This is a genomic window from Bradyrhizobium sp. 2TAF36, from assembly GCF_052114925.1.
Classification (GTDB): Bacteria; Pseudomonadota; Alphaproteobacteria; order Rhizobiales; family Xanthobacteraceae; genus Bradyrhizobium; species Bradyrhizobium barranii.
Genome location: NZ_JBFRFR010000034.1, coordinates 71,323 through 86,094, shown reverse-complemented (window position 1 = coordinate 86,094; position 14,772 = coordinate 71,323). Strand labels below are relative to the sequence as shown.

Below are 14,772 nucleotides of genomic sequence, written 5' to 3'. Positions count from 1 at the left end.
CCCCCTCAAGGGGAGGGTCAGGAAGTCACATCCGCTGCATCGACACCGAAACCTTCGGGCCGTTCTTGATGGTCTGGTAGACCACGCAATAGCGCTCGGTGAGTTTCAGGAGCAGATCAAGCTTGTCCTGCGGCGCGTCGGTGTCGACCTCGAAGCGCAGGCGGATCTCGGCGAAGCCGACCGGAGTCTCCTTGTCGACGCCGAGCGTGCCGCGGAAATCGAGATCGCCCTCGGCATAGACATTGCCGGTCTTGAGCGGGATCTCGATGGCGGTCGCGACCGATTTCAGCGTGACGCCGGCACAGGCGACCAAGGCTTCCAGCAGCATGTCGCCGGAGCAGAGCTCGAGGCCGGAGCCGCCGGTGGCCGGATGCAGGCCCGCCATCGCGATGGCGCGGCCGGTCTCGACCTTGCAGGCGATGCCTTCGCTGTCGGTCGAGCCCTTGGCCTTCAGCGTGATCATCGCGGTCTTGGGATCGGTCTTGTAGCGTTCCTTGATCGGGGCCTGCATCTGGCGCAGTTCTGCGGCGTCCATCTTGTTCTCTCCCGGAAAAATCGTCCCTCGATGTACCGGCTCAGAGAGAAATTGTCACCACCACATGGCCTGACCGGGACCCTGGGTTGCGTCACGGTCGGGCACGTTACGGTCAAGCGAACGGTCGAGTGATGTCAGCACACTTCGCTTGAAATTCTCGAACAGCGGCGAGTTGCGGTCGCGCGGACGGCCGAGATTGATCTCGATCTGGTCGAACAGCCGGCCCGGCCGCGGCCGCATCACCAGCACGCGATCGGCCAGCACCACGGCCTCGTCGACGTCATGTGTGACGAGGATCAAGGTCGGCCGGGTGTCGGCCCAGAGGTCGAGCAGATGATCCTGGAGATCCCTGCGGGTGAAGGCGTCGAGCGCCGAGAACGGCTCGTCGAGCAGCAGCACTTCCGGCTGCGGCACCAGCGCACGCGCGATCGCGACGCGCTGCGCCTGCCCGCCCGAGAGCTCGCGCGGCCAGGCCTGCGCCTTATCAGTGAGCCCGACGCGGGCGAGCGCGCGCGCCACCTTCTCGCGCCGCTCGGCCGCGGGCAGGTCGGCAAGGCCGAAGCCGATATTGTCCGCGACGCTGAGCCAGGGCAGAAGCCGCGGCTCTTGGAAGATGATGCCGATTTTTGCGTGCGGCGAACTGATCGCCTCGCTGTCGAGCGTCACCATGCCTGCGCTCGCGCGATCGAGGCCGGCGATGGCACGCAGCAGCGTGGACTTGCCGCAGCCGGAGCCGCCGATGATGGCGACGATCTCGCCCTGTTTGATCTCAGCGGAGAATCGCGCCAGCGCCTGCACGCCGTTGGGATAGGTCTTGCTGACCCGGTCGAGCGCCAGCATCGCGTTACGCTCCCTTCGCGCGCCCGAAGGCGTCCTGCCAGCGCAGGAACGGCGCGGCCCCGACCTCGATCAGCCAGTCGGTGAGCTTGCCGAGAATGGCGAAGATGACGATCGCGGCCAAAATCTGCGCGGGCTTGCCGAGCTGCTGGCCGTCGAGCAGGAGATAGCCAAGGCCTTCGGAAGCGCCGATCAGCTCGGCCGCCACCACGAACATCCAGCCCAGACCAAGGCCGACACGCAAGGACACCACATAGGCCGGCAGCACCGCGGGCAGCAGGATGCGGCGGATCATGGCGAACCCGGAGAGGCGGAAGGTGCGACCGACCTCGACGATCTTGCGATCGACGGAAAGGATCGCGCCCATCACGCCGAGATAGACCGGGAAGAACACGCCGACCGCGATCAGCGCGATCTTGGAGGTCTCGAAGATGCCGAGCCAGAGAATGAACAACGGCACCCAGGCGAGTGAAGGGATCGCACGCAGCGCCTGCACGGTCGGATCGAGCAGCCGCCGCGCCAGCGACCAGTAGCCGGAGATGGCGCCGAGCACGGTGCCCGCGATCACGCCGAAAGCGAAGCCGAGGCCGACCCGCCATAGCGTCGCGGCGATGTGGCGGACCAGCTCTCCGGAGCGGGCGAGCTCGGTGATGGTCGCAAGGACGCGCGAGGGGGGCGGCACCAGACGGCCGTTGGACCAGCCGGACCACACCACCAGCTCCCAGCCGAGCGCGAGGATGAGCGGCAGCAATATTCCAAGCAACGGCCGCGCATAACGCGACAGCCGCGAGGGCGCGGCGGCGCTTTCGGCCGGTTCCGAGGTCTGTTGCAGGACTGGCGCGTCGGAGATCATGGCCGGTAGGAAGCGCGTCTGATCGGGGAATGCAAGGGCGCGCGGCAATCTCGGTTGTCGCCCCGGACAAGCGAAGCGCAGATCCGGGGCCCATAACCACAGGGCGATATGGTTACGGGGACCCGGAGTGACGGCCTTCGCGCCAAACCACGCCCTGTGGTTATGGGTCCCGGGCTCGCTTCGCGCCCCGGGACGACAGTGGAGTTTGCCGCGCACGCTTGCCGAACTAATTCGTCGGCAGCGGGACCTGGTCGTCGATCAAGGCATCCAGCGTCGCCTTCACATCGACCTTGGCGTCGACGACGCCGGCCTGCTGGAGGGCAAGGCCGGCAGCGAGGATCGACTCGCGCTGGGGTGCGCCGATGCGGCTGTGGGTGAGCTCGGTGCGCTCCTTGAGCTGCTTGTCGACGACCGCGTCCGGCAGCTTGGTCACGGCGATGAAGGTCTTCTTGAGATCATCGTAATTCGCCAGCGAATATTTGCGCGCCTCTTCATACACCGCGAGCACGCGGCGGGCGGCGTCCGGATAGTCCTTCAAGAACTGCTCGCGCACATTGAGGATGCCCCAGGTGTTGGCATCCGCCTTGCGATAGAACAGTTTTGCACCTTCCTCGACCTCGGCCTGCGCCATCATCGGATCGAGGCCGGCCCAGGCGTCGACGTCGCCGCGGATCAGCGCGGTCTTGCCGTCGGCGTGCTGGAGCAGCACCGGCGTGATGTCCTTCTCAGTTAGGCCTGCACCGAGCAGCGCGCGCACAAGGAAGATGTGCGGATCGGTGCCGCGCGTCACCGCGACGCGCTTGCCCTTGAGATCAGCAACGCTCGCGATCTTGGAATCCTTTGATGTCACCAGCGCCGTCCATTCGGGACGCGAATAGACGTAGATCGACTTGATGGGGTTCCCGTTGATCTTCGCCACCAGCGCCGCCGAGCCCGCGGTCGAGCCGAAATCGATCGAGCCGGCGTTGAGGAATTCGAGCGCCTTGTTGGAGCCGGCCGACTGCACCCAAATGATGCTGATGCCGTCCTTGGCGAACTCCTTCTCCAGCAGACCCTTCTGCTTCAGGACCATCGACACCGGATTGTAGGTCGCCCAGTCGATGCGGATTTCCTTGAGCGGATCCGCCGCCCGTGCCGCAGGGGTCATGGCGAGCGCAACAGCCCCCGCCAACAGAATGCGTCGTGTAATCCCGGTCATGCCCAGCCTCCTCAAAAACTTCATTGTTTTTCAATGAGTTATTTCTAGAGGTCAACGAGAAAATCGCTATCCCGAAAGCCCCTCGACCGAGAACGATTTTGCCCGAGGCCGGCCTTTTCCAGCATGGAACGACTATTGCCAGAGAATGGCGGGTGACAGCGCCTGTCACCTCTTATATCCGGTGAGACATGGACAGCGTCGCGACTGAGCACAAGGCCGAGGTGGACGATCGCTTCGACACCGCGCGGATCACCGCCGCGGTCGATGCGCTTGCCGAGAAGCATCAGGGACGTGAGGACACGTTCCGCACGGCCATGGCGCAAATGCTCAAGGCCGAGCTGATCGCGGCGCGCGCCGCGGCGCAGGCGATCCTGCTGAAGGACCGTCACGGAAGGCGCTGCGCCGAGCGGCTGTGCCACGTGCAGGACGAGATCATCCGCATCCTGTATTCGGCGGCGACCCGGCATCTCTACCGCTCGCCGATCCCGAGCGGCGCGGAGCGCATGGCGGTGGTCGCGACCGGCGGCTATGGCCGCGGCCTGATGGCGCCGGAATCCGACATCGATCTGCTGTTCATCCTGCCCTACAAGCAGACCGCCTGGGGTGAGCAGGTGGCTGAGGCCATTCTCTACTGTCTCTGGGACATGGGGCTGAAGGTCGGACACGCCACGCGCTCGGTCGATGAATCGATCCGGCAGGCGCGCGGCGACATGACCATCCGCACCGCGATTCTGGAAACGCGCTTCCTGACCGGCGACCAACCGCTCTATGACGAACTGGTCGCGCGCTTCGACAAGGACGTGGTGCAGGGCACGGCATCCGAATTCGTCACCGCAAAGCTCGCCGAGCGCGAGGAGCGCCACCGCCGCGGCGGCCAGTCGCGCTACCTGGTGGAGCCCAACGTCAAGGACGGCAAGGGCGCCCTGCGCGACCTGCACACGCTGTTCTGGATCGCCAAATACGTCTACCGCGTCCGAGATACCGACGAGCTGGTCGAGCGCGGCGTGTTCGACGCGCAGGAATACCGCACCTTTCGCCGCTGCGCCGACTTCCTCTGGTCGGTGCGCTGCAATCTGCACTTCTACTCCGGCCGCGCGGAGGAGCGCCTCTCCTTCGACCTCCAGCGCGAGATCGCGGTCCGGCTCGGCTACACCTCGCATCCCGGCATGCAGGACGTCGAGCGCTTCATGAAGCACTACTTCCTGGTCGCCAAGGAAGTGGGCAACCTCACCGCCATCCTCTGCGCCAAGCTCGAGGACCAGCAGGCCAAGCCCGCGCCGGTGCTGAGCCGGATGATGGCGCGGCTGCGCCCCGCCCCCGCGAAGCGCCGCGTCCCCGACAGCGACGACTTCCTCGTCGACAACAACCGCATCAACGTCGCAGCGCCCGACGTGTTCAAGCACGATCCGGTCAATTTGATCCGGATCTTCCGCCTGGCGCAGAAGAACAACCTCGCCTTCCATCCGGACGCGATGCGCGACGTGACGCGCTCGCTCGGCCTGATCAACGCGCAGCTGCGCGAGAACCCGGAAGCCAACCGGCTGTTCATGGAGATCCTGACCTCCGACAACGCCGAGATCGTGCTGCGTCGAATGAACGAGACCGGCGTGCTCGGYCATTTCATCCGCGCCTTCGGCAAGATCGTCTCGATGATGCAGTTCAACATGTATCATCACTACACCGTCGACGAGCATCTGATCCGCTGCGTCGGCTTCCTGCAGGACATCGAGCGCGGCGGCATCGAGGAGTTCACGGTCGCCAGCGATCTCTTCCGCAAGATCCGGCCCGAGCACCGTGCGGTGATCTACATCACGACGCTGCTGCACGACATCGCCAAGGGACGGCCGGAGGATCACTCGATCGCGGGCGCCAAGGTGGCGCGCCGGCTGTGCCCGCGGCTCGGCTTCAGCGCGGCCGACACCGAGCTCGTGGCCTGGCTGATCGAGGAGCATCTGACGATGTCCACGGTCGCGCAGTCGCGCGATCTCTCCGACCGCAAGACCATCGAGAACTTTGCTGCCGTGGTGCAGTCGGTCGAGCAGATGAAATTGCTCACGATCCTGACCACCGCCGACATCCGCGGCGTCGGCCCGGGCGTGTGGAACGGCTGGAAGGCGCAGCTGCTGCGCTCTCTCTATTATGAAACCGAACCGGTGCTGACCGGCGGCTTCTCGGAAGTCGACCGCGGCAAGCGCCTGACGGCCGCCTACGCCGAATTCCGCATGGCCTTCGCCGAATGGCCGGCGGACGAGCTCGATGCCTATATCGGCCGGCACTATCCCGCCTATTGGCTCAAGGTCGAGCTGCCGCGAAAGATCCGCCATGCCCGCTTCGTCCGCTCCAGCGAGCAGGCCGGCCACAAGCTCGCGATCAATGTCGGCTTCGACGAGGTGCGCGGCGTCACTGAGCTCACGATCTTCGCCGCCGACCATCCCTGGCTGCTCTCGATCATCGCCGGCGCCTGCGCCTCGGCCGGCGCCAACATCGTCGACGCGCAGATCTACACAACGACCGACGGCCGCGCGCTCGACACGATCTCGATCTCCAGGGAATACGACCGCGACGAGGACGAGGGCCGGCGCGCCACGCGCATCGGCGAGATGATCGAGGACGTGCTGGAAGGCAAGCTGCGGCTGCCCGAAGTGGTGGCGCGGCGCACCGTGCGCAGCAAGGCGCGGCCTTTCACGATCGAGCCGGAAGTGACCATCAACAACCAATGGTCCGACCGCTACACGGTGATCGAGATGTCCGGCCTCGACCGCCCCGGCCTGCTCTACGAGCTGACCACCGCGATCTCGAAGCTCAACCTCAACATCGCCTCGGCCCATGTCGCGACCTTCGGCGAGCGCGCCCGCGACGTGTTCTACGTCACCGACCTCCTGGGCGCGCAGATCAACGCGCCGACGCGCCAGTCCGCGATCAAGAGCGCGCTGACCCATGTGATGGCCGGCGACAAGGCGGTGCAGCCGGCGGCGTAAGGCCAAATCTCTCGGCCTCAAAATGATTGTTGACCCATGGCTGATTTTCTTCCGGTCGCGTCTTTCATCATCCAACGACTCGAACAGGGCGGATGGCGCGTGATCGAACGTCGTGCCGACCTTACCGACATTCCGATCGCTGATTTCGTCTCGCTTCAAGACGCGGAGGAATGGGTTGCCTGGAAACAGGGAACTCCGAGGACAACCCCAATAGTACTTGACGCTTCGGCTCAGACCTCGACCCCCTCATGCCTGAGCAGCCAGCGCTTGCGCTCGAGGCCACCGCCATATTTCACCAGCGAGCCGTCGGCGCCGATCAGGCGGTGACAGGGCAGCACCACGCTGATCGGGTTGGAGCCGTTGGCATGGCCGACGGCACGAATGGCTTTGGGCATGTCGATCCTAGCGGCCATCGCGCCATAGCTCATCGTGGTGCCGGCAGGGATCTTTGCCAACGCGGTCCAGACCTTCTGCTGGAACGGCGTGCCGGCGATGCGCCATGCGACGCCCGAGAGCTGGCCGAGATCGCCTTCGAAATATGCTGACAGCGCGGTCTTCATCGCCGCCGGCGCGGACCGATCAACCAGGTCCACGGCGCCGTATTGCAGGCGCAACAGCTCGCGCATGCGGGGCTCGTAGTCTTCCCAGTCGAGCGCACGCAAGGCGCCCTCGGCATCGGTGACGAGCAGCGCGATCCCGATCGGCGTCGTCAGGCGATCGAGGCCGAATCGTTCAGGCGGTTTGGTTGATCGAGCGGGCATTGCGACACCAGGCCATCGAAACACGCCATCGCACTTGCCATGCCGGCCGTGCTAACGTCCACCCGAAAGCTGACGCTTTGGGGGGCTCAACTTGATTCTGATCACCAATGTCCTGGTGGCGCTGGTCGCCGCACTGCATGCCTACTTCCTGATCCTGGAGATGTTTCTCTGGGACAAGCCGCTTGGCTTGAAGACATTCCGCAATACGCCCGAAAAGGCCGAGATCACGAAGGTGCTGGCGGCCAACCAAGGGCTCTATAACGGCTTCCTCGCCGCCGGCCTGATCTGGGGCCTCGTCCACGGCAACCCGGCCTTCGCATTCCAGATCAAGGCATTCTTCCTGCTCTGCGTGATCGTGGCCGGCGTCTACGGCGCGGCGACCGTCAGCACCCGCATCCTGCTCGTGCAGGCGCTGCCGGCGGCGATCGCACTGGTTGCACTGTTTCTGACCTGATTCTCGTGACCTGAGACGCTACGGCGCAGCGTCGCGATCCTTGCGCGGCGCCGGACCTTCCTCCACACTCTCCGGCAGCGATGGCGACCGTTGCAATCAACGGGAAAAGACCGTCAACCGGAAATTCCGTCAGGAGGAACAACCAAGATGAACAATCGCAGAGCCTTCATAGCTGCCACGGCGGCGATCGCCTTCGCGTTCACCGCCAGCCAAGCCCTCGCCCAGAAGAAATATGACACCGGCGCGAGCGACACCGAGATCAAGATCGGCCAGACCGTGCCGTTCTCCGGCGCCTATTCCGTCTACGCCAATATCGGCAAGACCCAGGCCGCCTACTTCAAGATGAWCAACGATCAGGGCGGCATCAACGGCCGCAAGATCAATCTGATCCAGTATGACGATGCCTATTCGCCGCCGAAGACGGTCGAGCAGGTGCGCAAGCTCGTCGAAGGCGACGAGGTGCTGTTCACCTTCCAGATCATCGGCACGGCCGCGAACGCCGCCGTGCAAAAATATCTCAACGGCAAGAAGATCCCGCAGCTGCTGGCCTCCACCGGCGCCGCACGCTTCAACGATCCGCAGAACTATCCCTGGACCATCGCCTACAATCCCAACTACGTGTCCGAGGGACGCATCTACGCCAAATACATTCTCGCCAATCACCCCAATGCCAAGATCGGCGTGCTCTACCAGAACGACGACATGGGTCGCGACTATCTCGCCGGCCTCAAGAGCGGCCTCGGCGACAAGGCCGCGAAGATGATCGTCGGCGAAGTGTCCTACGAGGTCACCGACCCGACCGTCGATTCGCAGGTGGTCAAGCTGAAGTCGCTCGGCGCAGATCTTTTCTACGATGCCTCGACGCCGAAGTTCGCGGCGCAGGCCATCAAGAAGGTGGCCGAGCTCGGCTGGACGCCGGTGCACATCCTCGACATCAATGCGAGTCCGATCTCGGCGACGCTGAAGCCGGCCGGTCTCGACATCTCCAAGGGGATCATCTCGACCCAATACGGCAAGGAGCCGAGTGACCCGCAGTGGAAGGACGATCCGGGCGTGAAAGCGTTCTTCGCCTTCATGGACAAGTATTTCCCCGAAGGCGACAAGCTCAACACGGTCAACACCTATGCTTATTCGGTCGCCGAGTTGCTGACGCAGGTGCTGAAACAGTGCGGCGACGACCTGTCGCGTGAGAACGTGATGAAGCAGGTCGCCAACATCAAGGACTTCACCCCGAGCTTCGCGCTGCCCGGTATCAAGATCAACACCGGACCGAACGATTATCGCGTCAACAAGCAGATGCAGATGATGAAGTTCAACGGCGAGCGTTGGGAGCTGTTCGGCCCGATCATCGAGGACAACGGCCCGGCGGGTTAGTAACTGCGTGGGGTGGATTAGCCCTGCAGATGCGCAAAGCTCATCTGCTCGGCGTAATCCGCCTCTTCGACATCCGCGGCAACAGAAGTGGTGGGTTACGCTCGGCGGACTGCGCTTCGCGCAGCCGCAAGGCTGACCCACCCTACGAACTGCGCGTCTCCACCCACCTTGCGTTGCAGCAACGCCTCATCCACAATCGCCCTCAGCGGTGACGTCCTGTGCGCAAGAGCACCCGGGCAGATCATCGGCAATAACAAACTGAGGAAACTGCGAATGAGGAATGGAATGCTGCATCTGGCCACGGCAACGGCGCTGACCCTGGCGCTGTCCGTCTCTGCGGCCAATGCCCAGAAAAAATATGACCCGGGCGCCAGCGACACCGAGATCAAGGTCGGACAGACGATGCCGTTTTCGGGACCGGCGTCGGCCTATTCGTCGATCGGCAAGACCCAGGCCGCCYATTTCAAGATGATCAACGACCAGGGCGGCGTCAATGGTCGCAAGATCAACCTGATCCAGTACGACGACGCCTATTCGCCGCCGAAAGCCGTGGAGCAGATCCGCAAGCTCGTCGAGAGCGACGAGGTGTTGCTGACCTTCCAGATCATCGGCACGCCCGTGAACGCGGCGGTGCAGAAATATCTCAATTCCAAGAAGGTGCCGCAGTTGTTCGCGGCCACCGGCGCATCGAGGTTCACCGATCCGAAGAACTTCCCGTGGACCATGGGCTTCAATCCCAACTACTTCGTCGAAGGCCGCATCTACGGCCAGTACATTCTGAAGCAGCATCCCAACGCCAAGATCGGCGTGCTCTATCAGAACGACGACCTCGGCAAGGACTATCTGAACGGCATCAAGGCCGGCCTCGGCGACAAGGCCGCCAAGATGATCGTGACCGAAGCCTCCTACGAAGTCTCCGATCCGACCGTCGATTCGCAGGTCCTCAAGATCAAGGACGCCGGCGCCGATCTGTTCTTCAGCGCCACCACGCCGAAGCAGGCCGCACAAGCGATCAAGAAGATCGCCGAGATGGGCTGGCATCCGGTGCAGATCGTCGACATCAACGCCACCTCGGTCGGCGCGGTGCTGAAGCCGGCCGGCCTCGATGCCGCCAAGGGCTTGATCAGCGTCAACTACGGCAAGGAACCGCTCGATCCGACCTGGAAGGACGATGCCGGCCTGAAGAGGTATTTCGACTTCATGGCGAAGTACTATCCGGACGGCGACAAGGACTCGAACTTCAACACCTACGGCTACAGCACGGCGCAGCTGCTGGTCCATGTGCTGAAGCAGTGCGGCGACGACCTGACGCGCGAGAACGTCATGAAGCAGGCCGCGTCGCTGAAGGACGTCGTCAGTGACACCGCGCTGCCCGGCATCAAGGCCAACACCTCGCCGACCGACTACCGCGTCAACAAGCAGCTTCAAATGATGAAGTTCAACGGCGAGCGCTGGGAGCTGTTCGGCCCGATCCTGGAGGATGCCGGCCCGATCGATTAGTTCTCGGAAACAACTGCCTCAACGACGTCATGCCCGGGCTTGTCCCGGCCATCCACGTTCTTGGAGCGGCAAGGCAAGGGCGTGGATGGCCGGGTCAAGCCCGGCCATGACGGCGGAGGGGGATGCGCGCAGAGACATCTACTCCGGTATCTCCCCAAAATTCTTCCCCACCGGCAGCACCGCGTACCGGATCAGCCGTGAATCCTCCACCGCGGCCTGCCGATGCTTCACCGCTTCGCGATAGACGGAATCGCGGATCATCTCGACGAAGGCGGCGACGCTCGGATACTCCGCGATGAAGCAATGGTCCCAGCGCTCCTCTTGCGGGCCGATCAGCATCAGCTCGAATTTGCCCTGCCAGACGATGCGGCCGCCGAGGCGCTCGAACACCGGGCCGCTCTCACGGCCATAGGCCGCATAGGCTTCCGCGCCGCTCGCCTTGCGGCCGTCGGGATAGGCCGCCTCTTCGCGCAAGCGCACCAGATTGAGCATGTGGATCGGGCCGGGGCGGTCGTTGTCCCGGAACTGCGCAAAAATCTCCTTGCTCGGATCGATATGGCCCATGCCGGTTCCCTCTTGTTTTATGCGGGCGATCCTAGCTCTGCCGCCCGGCGAGCGGAACTGCGGCAGGCGAATGCCGCACCTCCTAATCGCGCGTTAAGCTCTGGGTAACCGGGCCTTAAACAGCGACCGGTACCGTGCGGCGGGGCGGGCTGACCGGGCGTTTTGTGTATGGCGTGGGGAAAGAAAAAGGGTGGGCGGAAGGAGCCGTTGTTCGGCTTGCCTGCTGCGCTCGCCGATCTGCGCCTGACCGCGGCCGACCGCGTCCCCGGCGGCGAGGACAAGCCGAAGAAATCAACGAAAGCATCCGCCAAGCGCAAGAGCGAGGATGCCGGCGACGAGCCGCCGCGCGAGCGGAAGGCACAAGCCGGCCGCAGCGGAGCCAAGCGCCGGTCGAAGTCGGGCGGAGGCTTCAGCCTCGGCCGCCTCGTCTATTGGGGTGCGGTGCTCGGCCTGTGGGGCATGATCGCCGTGATCGGCGTCGTGATCTATGTCGGCGCCCATCTGCCGCCGATCCAGTCGCTGGAGATTCCCAAGCGGCCGCCGACGATCCAGATCGTCGGCATCGACGGCAGCATGTTGGCGCAGCGCGGCGAGATGGCCGGCGCCAACGTCTCGCTGAAGGACCTGCCGCCCTATCTGCCGAAGGCCTTCATCGCCATCGAGGATCGCCGCTTCTACTCGCATTTCGGCATCGACCCGATTGGCATCCTACGGGCCCTCGTCACCAACGTGCTCCATCGCGGCGTCTCGCAGGGCGGCTCGACCTTGACGCAGCAGCTCGCGAAAAACCTGTTCCTGACCCAGGAGCGGACCATGGCGCGCAAGCTGCAGGAGGCGGAGCTCGCGATCTGGCTGGAGCGCAAGCATTCCAAGAACGAGATCCTGGAGCTCTATCTCAACCGCGTCTATTTCGGCTCGGGCGCCTATGGCGTCGAGGCCGCGGCACAGAAATATTTCGGCAAGTCGGCGAAGGACGTCACCGTCGCCGAGGCCGCGATGCTGGCGGGCCTCGTCAAATCGCCGTCGCGGCTGGCGCCGAACCGCAATCCGGAAGGCGCGGAAGCGCGCGCACAGATCGTGCTCGCGGCGATGGCGGATGCAAAATTCATCACCGAAGCACAGGCGCAGGCCTCGATCGGCCACCCCTCCTACAACGTGAAGCCGGCCGGAGCCGGCACGCTCAACTACGTCGCCGACTGGATCGGCGAGGTGCTGGACGATCTGGTCGGCCAGATCGACGAGAGCATCAAGGTCGAGACCACGATCGATCCGAAGCTGCAGAGCGTGGCGGAAGCCGCCATCATCGACGAGCTCGCGGCCAAGAGCGTCAAGTTCAATGTCAGCCAGGGCGCGCTGGTGGCGATGACGCCTGACGGCGCGGTACGCGCCATGGTCGGCGGACGGAACTATTCCGACAGCCAGTACAACCGCGCGGTCACGGCGAAGCGCCAGCCGGGCTCCTCGTTCAAGCCGTTCGTGTACCTGACCGCGCTCGAGCAGGGGCTGACGCCGGACACGGTGCGCCAGGACGCCCCGATCGAGGTCAAGGGCTGGAAACCCGAGAACTACACCCACGAATATTTCGGCGCGGTGACGCTGACGCAGGCGCTGGCGATGTCGCTCAACACCGTCGCCATCCGCCTCGGTCTCGAGGTCGGACCGAAGAACGTGGTGCGCACCGCGCACCGGCTCGGCATCTCCTCGAAGCTCGAGCCCAATGCCTCGATCGCGCTTGGCACCTCCGAAGTCTCGGTCGTCGAGCTGGTCGGCGCCTATGCCCCCTTCGCCAATGGCGGCTTCGCGGTGGCGCCGCATGTCGTCACGCGGATCAGGACGATCAGTGGCAAGCTGCTCTACATGCGGCAAGCGGAAGAGCGCAACCAGGTGGTCGACCCGCGCTATGTCGGCATGATGAACACGATGATGCGGGAGACGCTGATATCAGGCACCGCCAAGAAGGCGGAGATCCCCGGCTGGCCGGCGGCCGGCAAGACCGGTACCAGCCAGGATTACCGCGATGCCTGGTTCATCGGCTACACCGCCAACCTCGTCACCGGCGTCTGGCTCGGCAATGACGACAACTCGCCGACCAAGAAGGCGACCGGCGGCGGCCTGCCCGTCGAGGTCTGGTCCCGCTTCATGCGCACGGCGCACGAGGGCGTGCCGGTGGCCGCCTTGCCGAACTCGCAAGCGACCTGGGGCCTGTCGAACCTCGCGCAGGCGGCATCGCAGGTGTCGCCGCCGACAGCGGTAGCGCCGGGGCCGGCACCGGCGAGCAGTGGCGGCTATCGCCCGCCTCCGACGCGCGCGAATGTGCGGCCGGAAGCCGCAGCAGGCCTCGACGGCTGGCTGATGGACCGGCTGTTCGGCGGAAATCGGTAGCTTCGAGCTGAGGTCCCCAGGGCCTCAAGACAAAAAACGCGAAAACGACCCCATGCACAGTAGCCGTTGATATCAGGCGCGCCGCGCGGTGGATTGTACGAAACGTTTGATCCGGCGGGACAAATCGAGCGTGCCGCGTAATCGTCGCGAAGTATGGCGGGGATCGCGCAAAGCGCGCTGACGTCGCCCCACTCTCAACTGTCATTCCCCGCCACCGGGACTCGCCTTCGGCGAGCCCGATGACAGGCTCCAGCGGGGAATCCGGTATTCCGAGACGTCGAGATTCAAAACAGCTGCCGCGGCGTACTGGATCGCCCGCCTTCGCGGGCGATGACAGTGATGGATGCGGCCAGCAGCGTTTGCTCGGGCTGACATCGCGCCACGGCTTCGGCAAGTCCTGCCCAACAAGTCCTGCCCAAGACGGCAAGATCTACCGATGCCGAGATATCCCTGAACGCCAAAACACCAGTCTCTTCAAGGCTCCGACATCGGCCCAGGAATTGCTCTCTTAGGTTGAGTCCCAAAGACTCGGATTTAGTGGGAAGGAGCGTTCCATGATTGCAGGTCTATCCAGCGCGGCGTTGCCCTATCTGCGTCCTGCATCAACGTCCGGTTCCAATGCGACAACGACATCAGATCTCCAGCCGGAGGCGTCGACTGCAACTGACGCTGCGACCAGCAGCCCCGGAATCAGCGTGTCGCAACTCAAGCCGCTGCAAGGCGCCAAGCCGATCTCGGTGGCGGATAACCCGGTCCTGCGCGACCTGATGGCAACGAATTGGCTGATGACCCACGGCGCGAACGCGACCCAACCGGCCGTCTCGGACGATGCGCCTGAAAATACCTATGCCCAGGTGAAGGTTGACGGCAAGGTGGTGGCCACACTGTACAATGGCGGGTCCTCGACGATGACCAACGCGGCGGCCGCAAAGATCGGCAAGCTCGAGGATCCTCCCGGTCTGAGTGGACCTGATCTGGCGCAATGGCGGGCCGACAATTACGCCAAGCTGCTTGGCGGCACCGTCGAAAAAGCGTCCACCGCGATCACGCAATCGCAATGGACACCGCGTCAGAGCAATTCTGCGACCTATAGTCGCGATCAACTCGACGCGGCCTTCCAGGCGATGCTGGCCGAGGGCCAGAAGGCCGCCGTGCAACTGCAATCGTCCTATCTCGCCTCGCGCGCGCAGCCGGGGACAGGCGCAGATATCAGCGCCTGACCTGAGAGATGGTTTGAGGACGCGCGGCATCCAGGCGACGAATTTTGTCAAAGCACATCAAGCAAAATCATCCCGGCTAACGCCGAACAACGAGCAGCCATCGTCGGCGTTCAACG

Annotated in this window: 12 protein-coding genes; 6 read left to right on the top strand and 6 right to left on the bottom strand. The window is 64.1% G+C overall.

The window, feature by feature from the left end:
* Positions 1 to 25 precede the first annotated feature (25 nt).
* From AB4Z51_RS20965 to AB4Z51_RS20950, 4 genes are all read right to left on the bottom strand, one after another.
* Positions 26 to 535, bottom strand: coding sequence for an OsmC family protein (locus AB4Z51_RS20965; protein ID WP_208083646.1), 510 nt, complete (start codon positions 533 to 535; stop codon positions 26 to 28).
* 54 nt (positions 536 to 589) lie between these two features.
* A complete protein-coding gene (locus AB4Z51_RS20960; RefSeq protein ID WP_085404059.1) occupies positions 590 to 1,375 on the bottom strand; it encodes an ABC transporter ATP-binding protein in 786 nt (261 codons plus the stop codon).
* 4 nt (positions 1,376 to 1,379) lie between these two features.
* Positions 1,380 to 2,225, bottom strand: a complete 846-nt coding sequence (locus AB4Z51_RS20955) for an ABC transporter permease (RefSeq protein ID WP_441497898.1) — start codon at positions 2,223 to 2,225, stop codon at positions 1,380 to 1,382.
* A 226-nt stretch (positions 2,226 to 2,451) separates the two neighbouring features.
* The gene (locus AB4Z51_RS20950; RefSeq protein ID WP_014491109.1) at positions 2,452 to 3,423 is read right to left on the bottom strand and encodes an aliphatic sulfonate ABC transporter substrate-binding protein; all 972 of its coding nucleotides are present in this window, start codon (positions 3,421 to 3,423) and stop codon (positions 2,452 to 2,454) included.
* 188 nt (positions 3,424 to 3,611) lie between these two features.
* Between AB4Z51_RS20950 and AB4Z51_RS20945 the strand changes: the two genes are divergently transcribed.
* Positions 3,612 to 6,401 (top strand): [protein-PII] uridylyltransferase, encoded by a 2,790-nt coding sequence (locus AB4Z51_RS20945; protein ID WP_166347778.1) that lies wholly within the window; start codon positions 3,612 to 3,614, stop codon positions 6,399 to 6,401.
* A 230-nt stretch (positions 6,402 to 6,631) separates the two neighbouring features.
* Here the strand turns inward: AB4Z51_RS20945 and AB4Z51_RS20940 are convergent, their stop codons facing one another.
* Positions 6,632 to 7,162 (bottom strand): methylated-DNA--[protein]-cysteine S-methyltransferase, encoded by a 531-nt coding sequence (locus tag AB4Z51_RS20940; RefSeq protein ID WP_441497895.1) that lies wholly within the window; start codon positions 7,160 to 7,162, stop codon positions 6,632 to 6,634.
* 97 nt (positions 7,163 to 7,259) lie between these two features.
* Here AB4Z51_RS20940 and AB4Z51_RS20935 point away from each other — a divergent pair, with 97 nt between their 5' ends.
* The 3 genes from AB4Z51_RS20935 to AB4Z51_RS20925 all read left to right on the top strand — a co-directional run bounded on the left by AB4Z51_RS20935 (position 7,260) and on the right by AB4Z51_RS20925 (position 10,490).
* Positions 7,260 to 7,616: a DUF1304 domain-containing protein gene (locus AB4Z51_RS20935; RefSeq protein ID WP_206706279.1), complete on the top strand. Its 357-nt coding sequence runs from the start codon at positions 7,260 to 7,262 to the stop codon at positions 7,614 to 7,616.
* A 147-nt stretch (positions 7,617 to 7,763) separates the two neighbouring features.
* Positions 7,764 to 8,990 carry an ABC transporter substrate-binding protein gene (locus tag AB4Z51_RS20930; protein ID WP_441497894.1) on the top strand — a complete coding sequence of 409 codons (1,227 nt, stop codon included), beginning with the start codon at positions 7,764 to 7,766 and terminating at the stop codon, positions 8,988 to 8,990.
* 273 nt (positions 8,991 to 9,263) lie between these two features.
* Positions 9,264 to 10,490, top strand: coding sequence for an ABC transporter substrate-binding protein (locus AB4Z51_RS20925; protein ID WP_441497893.1), 1,227 nt, complete (start codon positions 9,264 to 9,266; stop codon positions 10,488 to 10,490).
* 138 nt (positions 10,491 to 10,628) lie between these two features.
* Here the strand turns inward: AB4Z51_RS20925 and AB4Z51_RS20920 are convergent, their stop codons facing one another.
* Positions 10,629 to 11,054, bottom strand: a complete 426-nt coding sequence (locus AB4Z51_RS20920) for a DUF1330 domain-containing protein (RefSeq protein ID WP_441497892.1) — start codon at positions 11,052 to 11,054, stop codon at positions 10,629 to 10,631.
* 168 nt (positions 11,055 to 11,222) lie between these two features.
* On the opposite strand from AB4Z51_RS20920, the gene AB4Z51_RS20915 reads away from it, so the two are divergent.
* Together AB4Z51_RS20915 and AB4Z51_RS20910 are read left to right on the top strand one after the other, a co-directional pair.
* Entirely contained in the window at positions 11,223 to 13,436 is a 2,214-nt protein-coding gene (locus tag AB4Z51_RS20915) for a transglycosylase domain-containing protein (RefSeq protein WP_441497891.1), read from the top strand.
* 554 nt (positions 13,437 to 13,990) lie between these two features.
* Positions 13,991 to 14,656, top strand: a complete 666-nt coding sequence (locus tag AB4Z51_RS20910) for a hypothetical protein (RefSeq protein WP_441497890.1) — start codon at positions 13,991 to 13,993, stop codon at positions 14,654 to 14,656.
* The last annotated feature ends 116 nt before the right edge of the window (positions 14,657 to 14,772 follow it).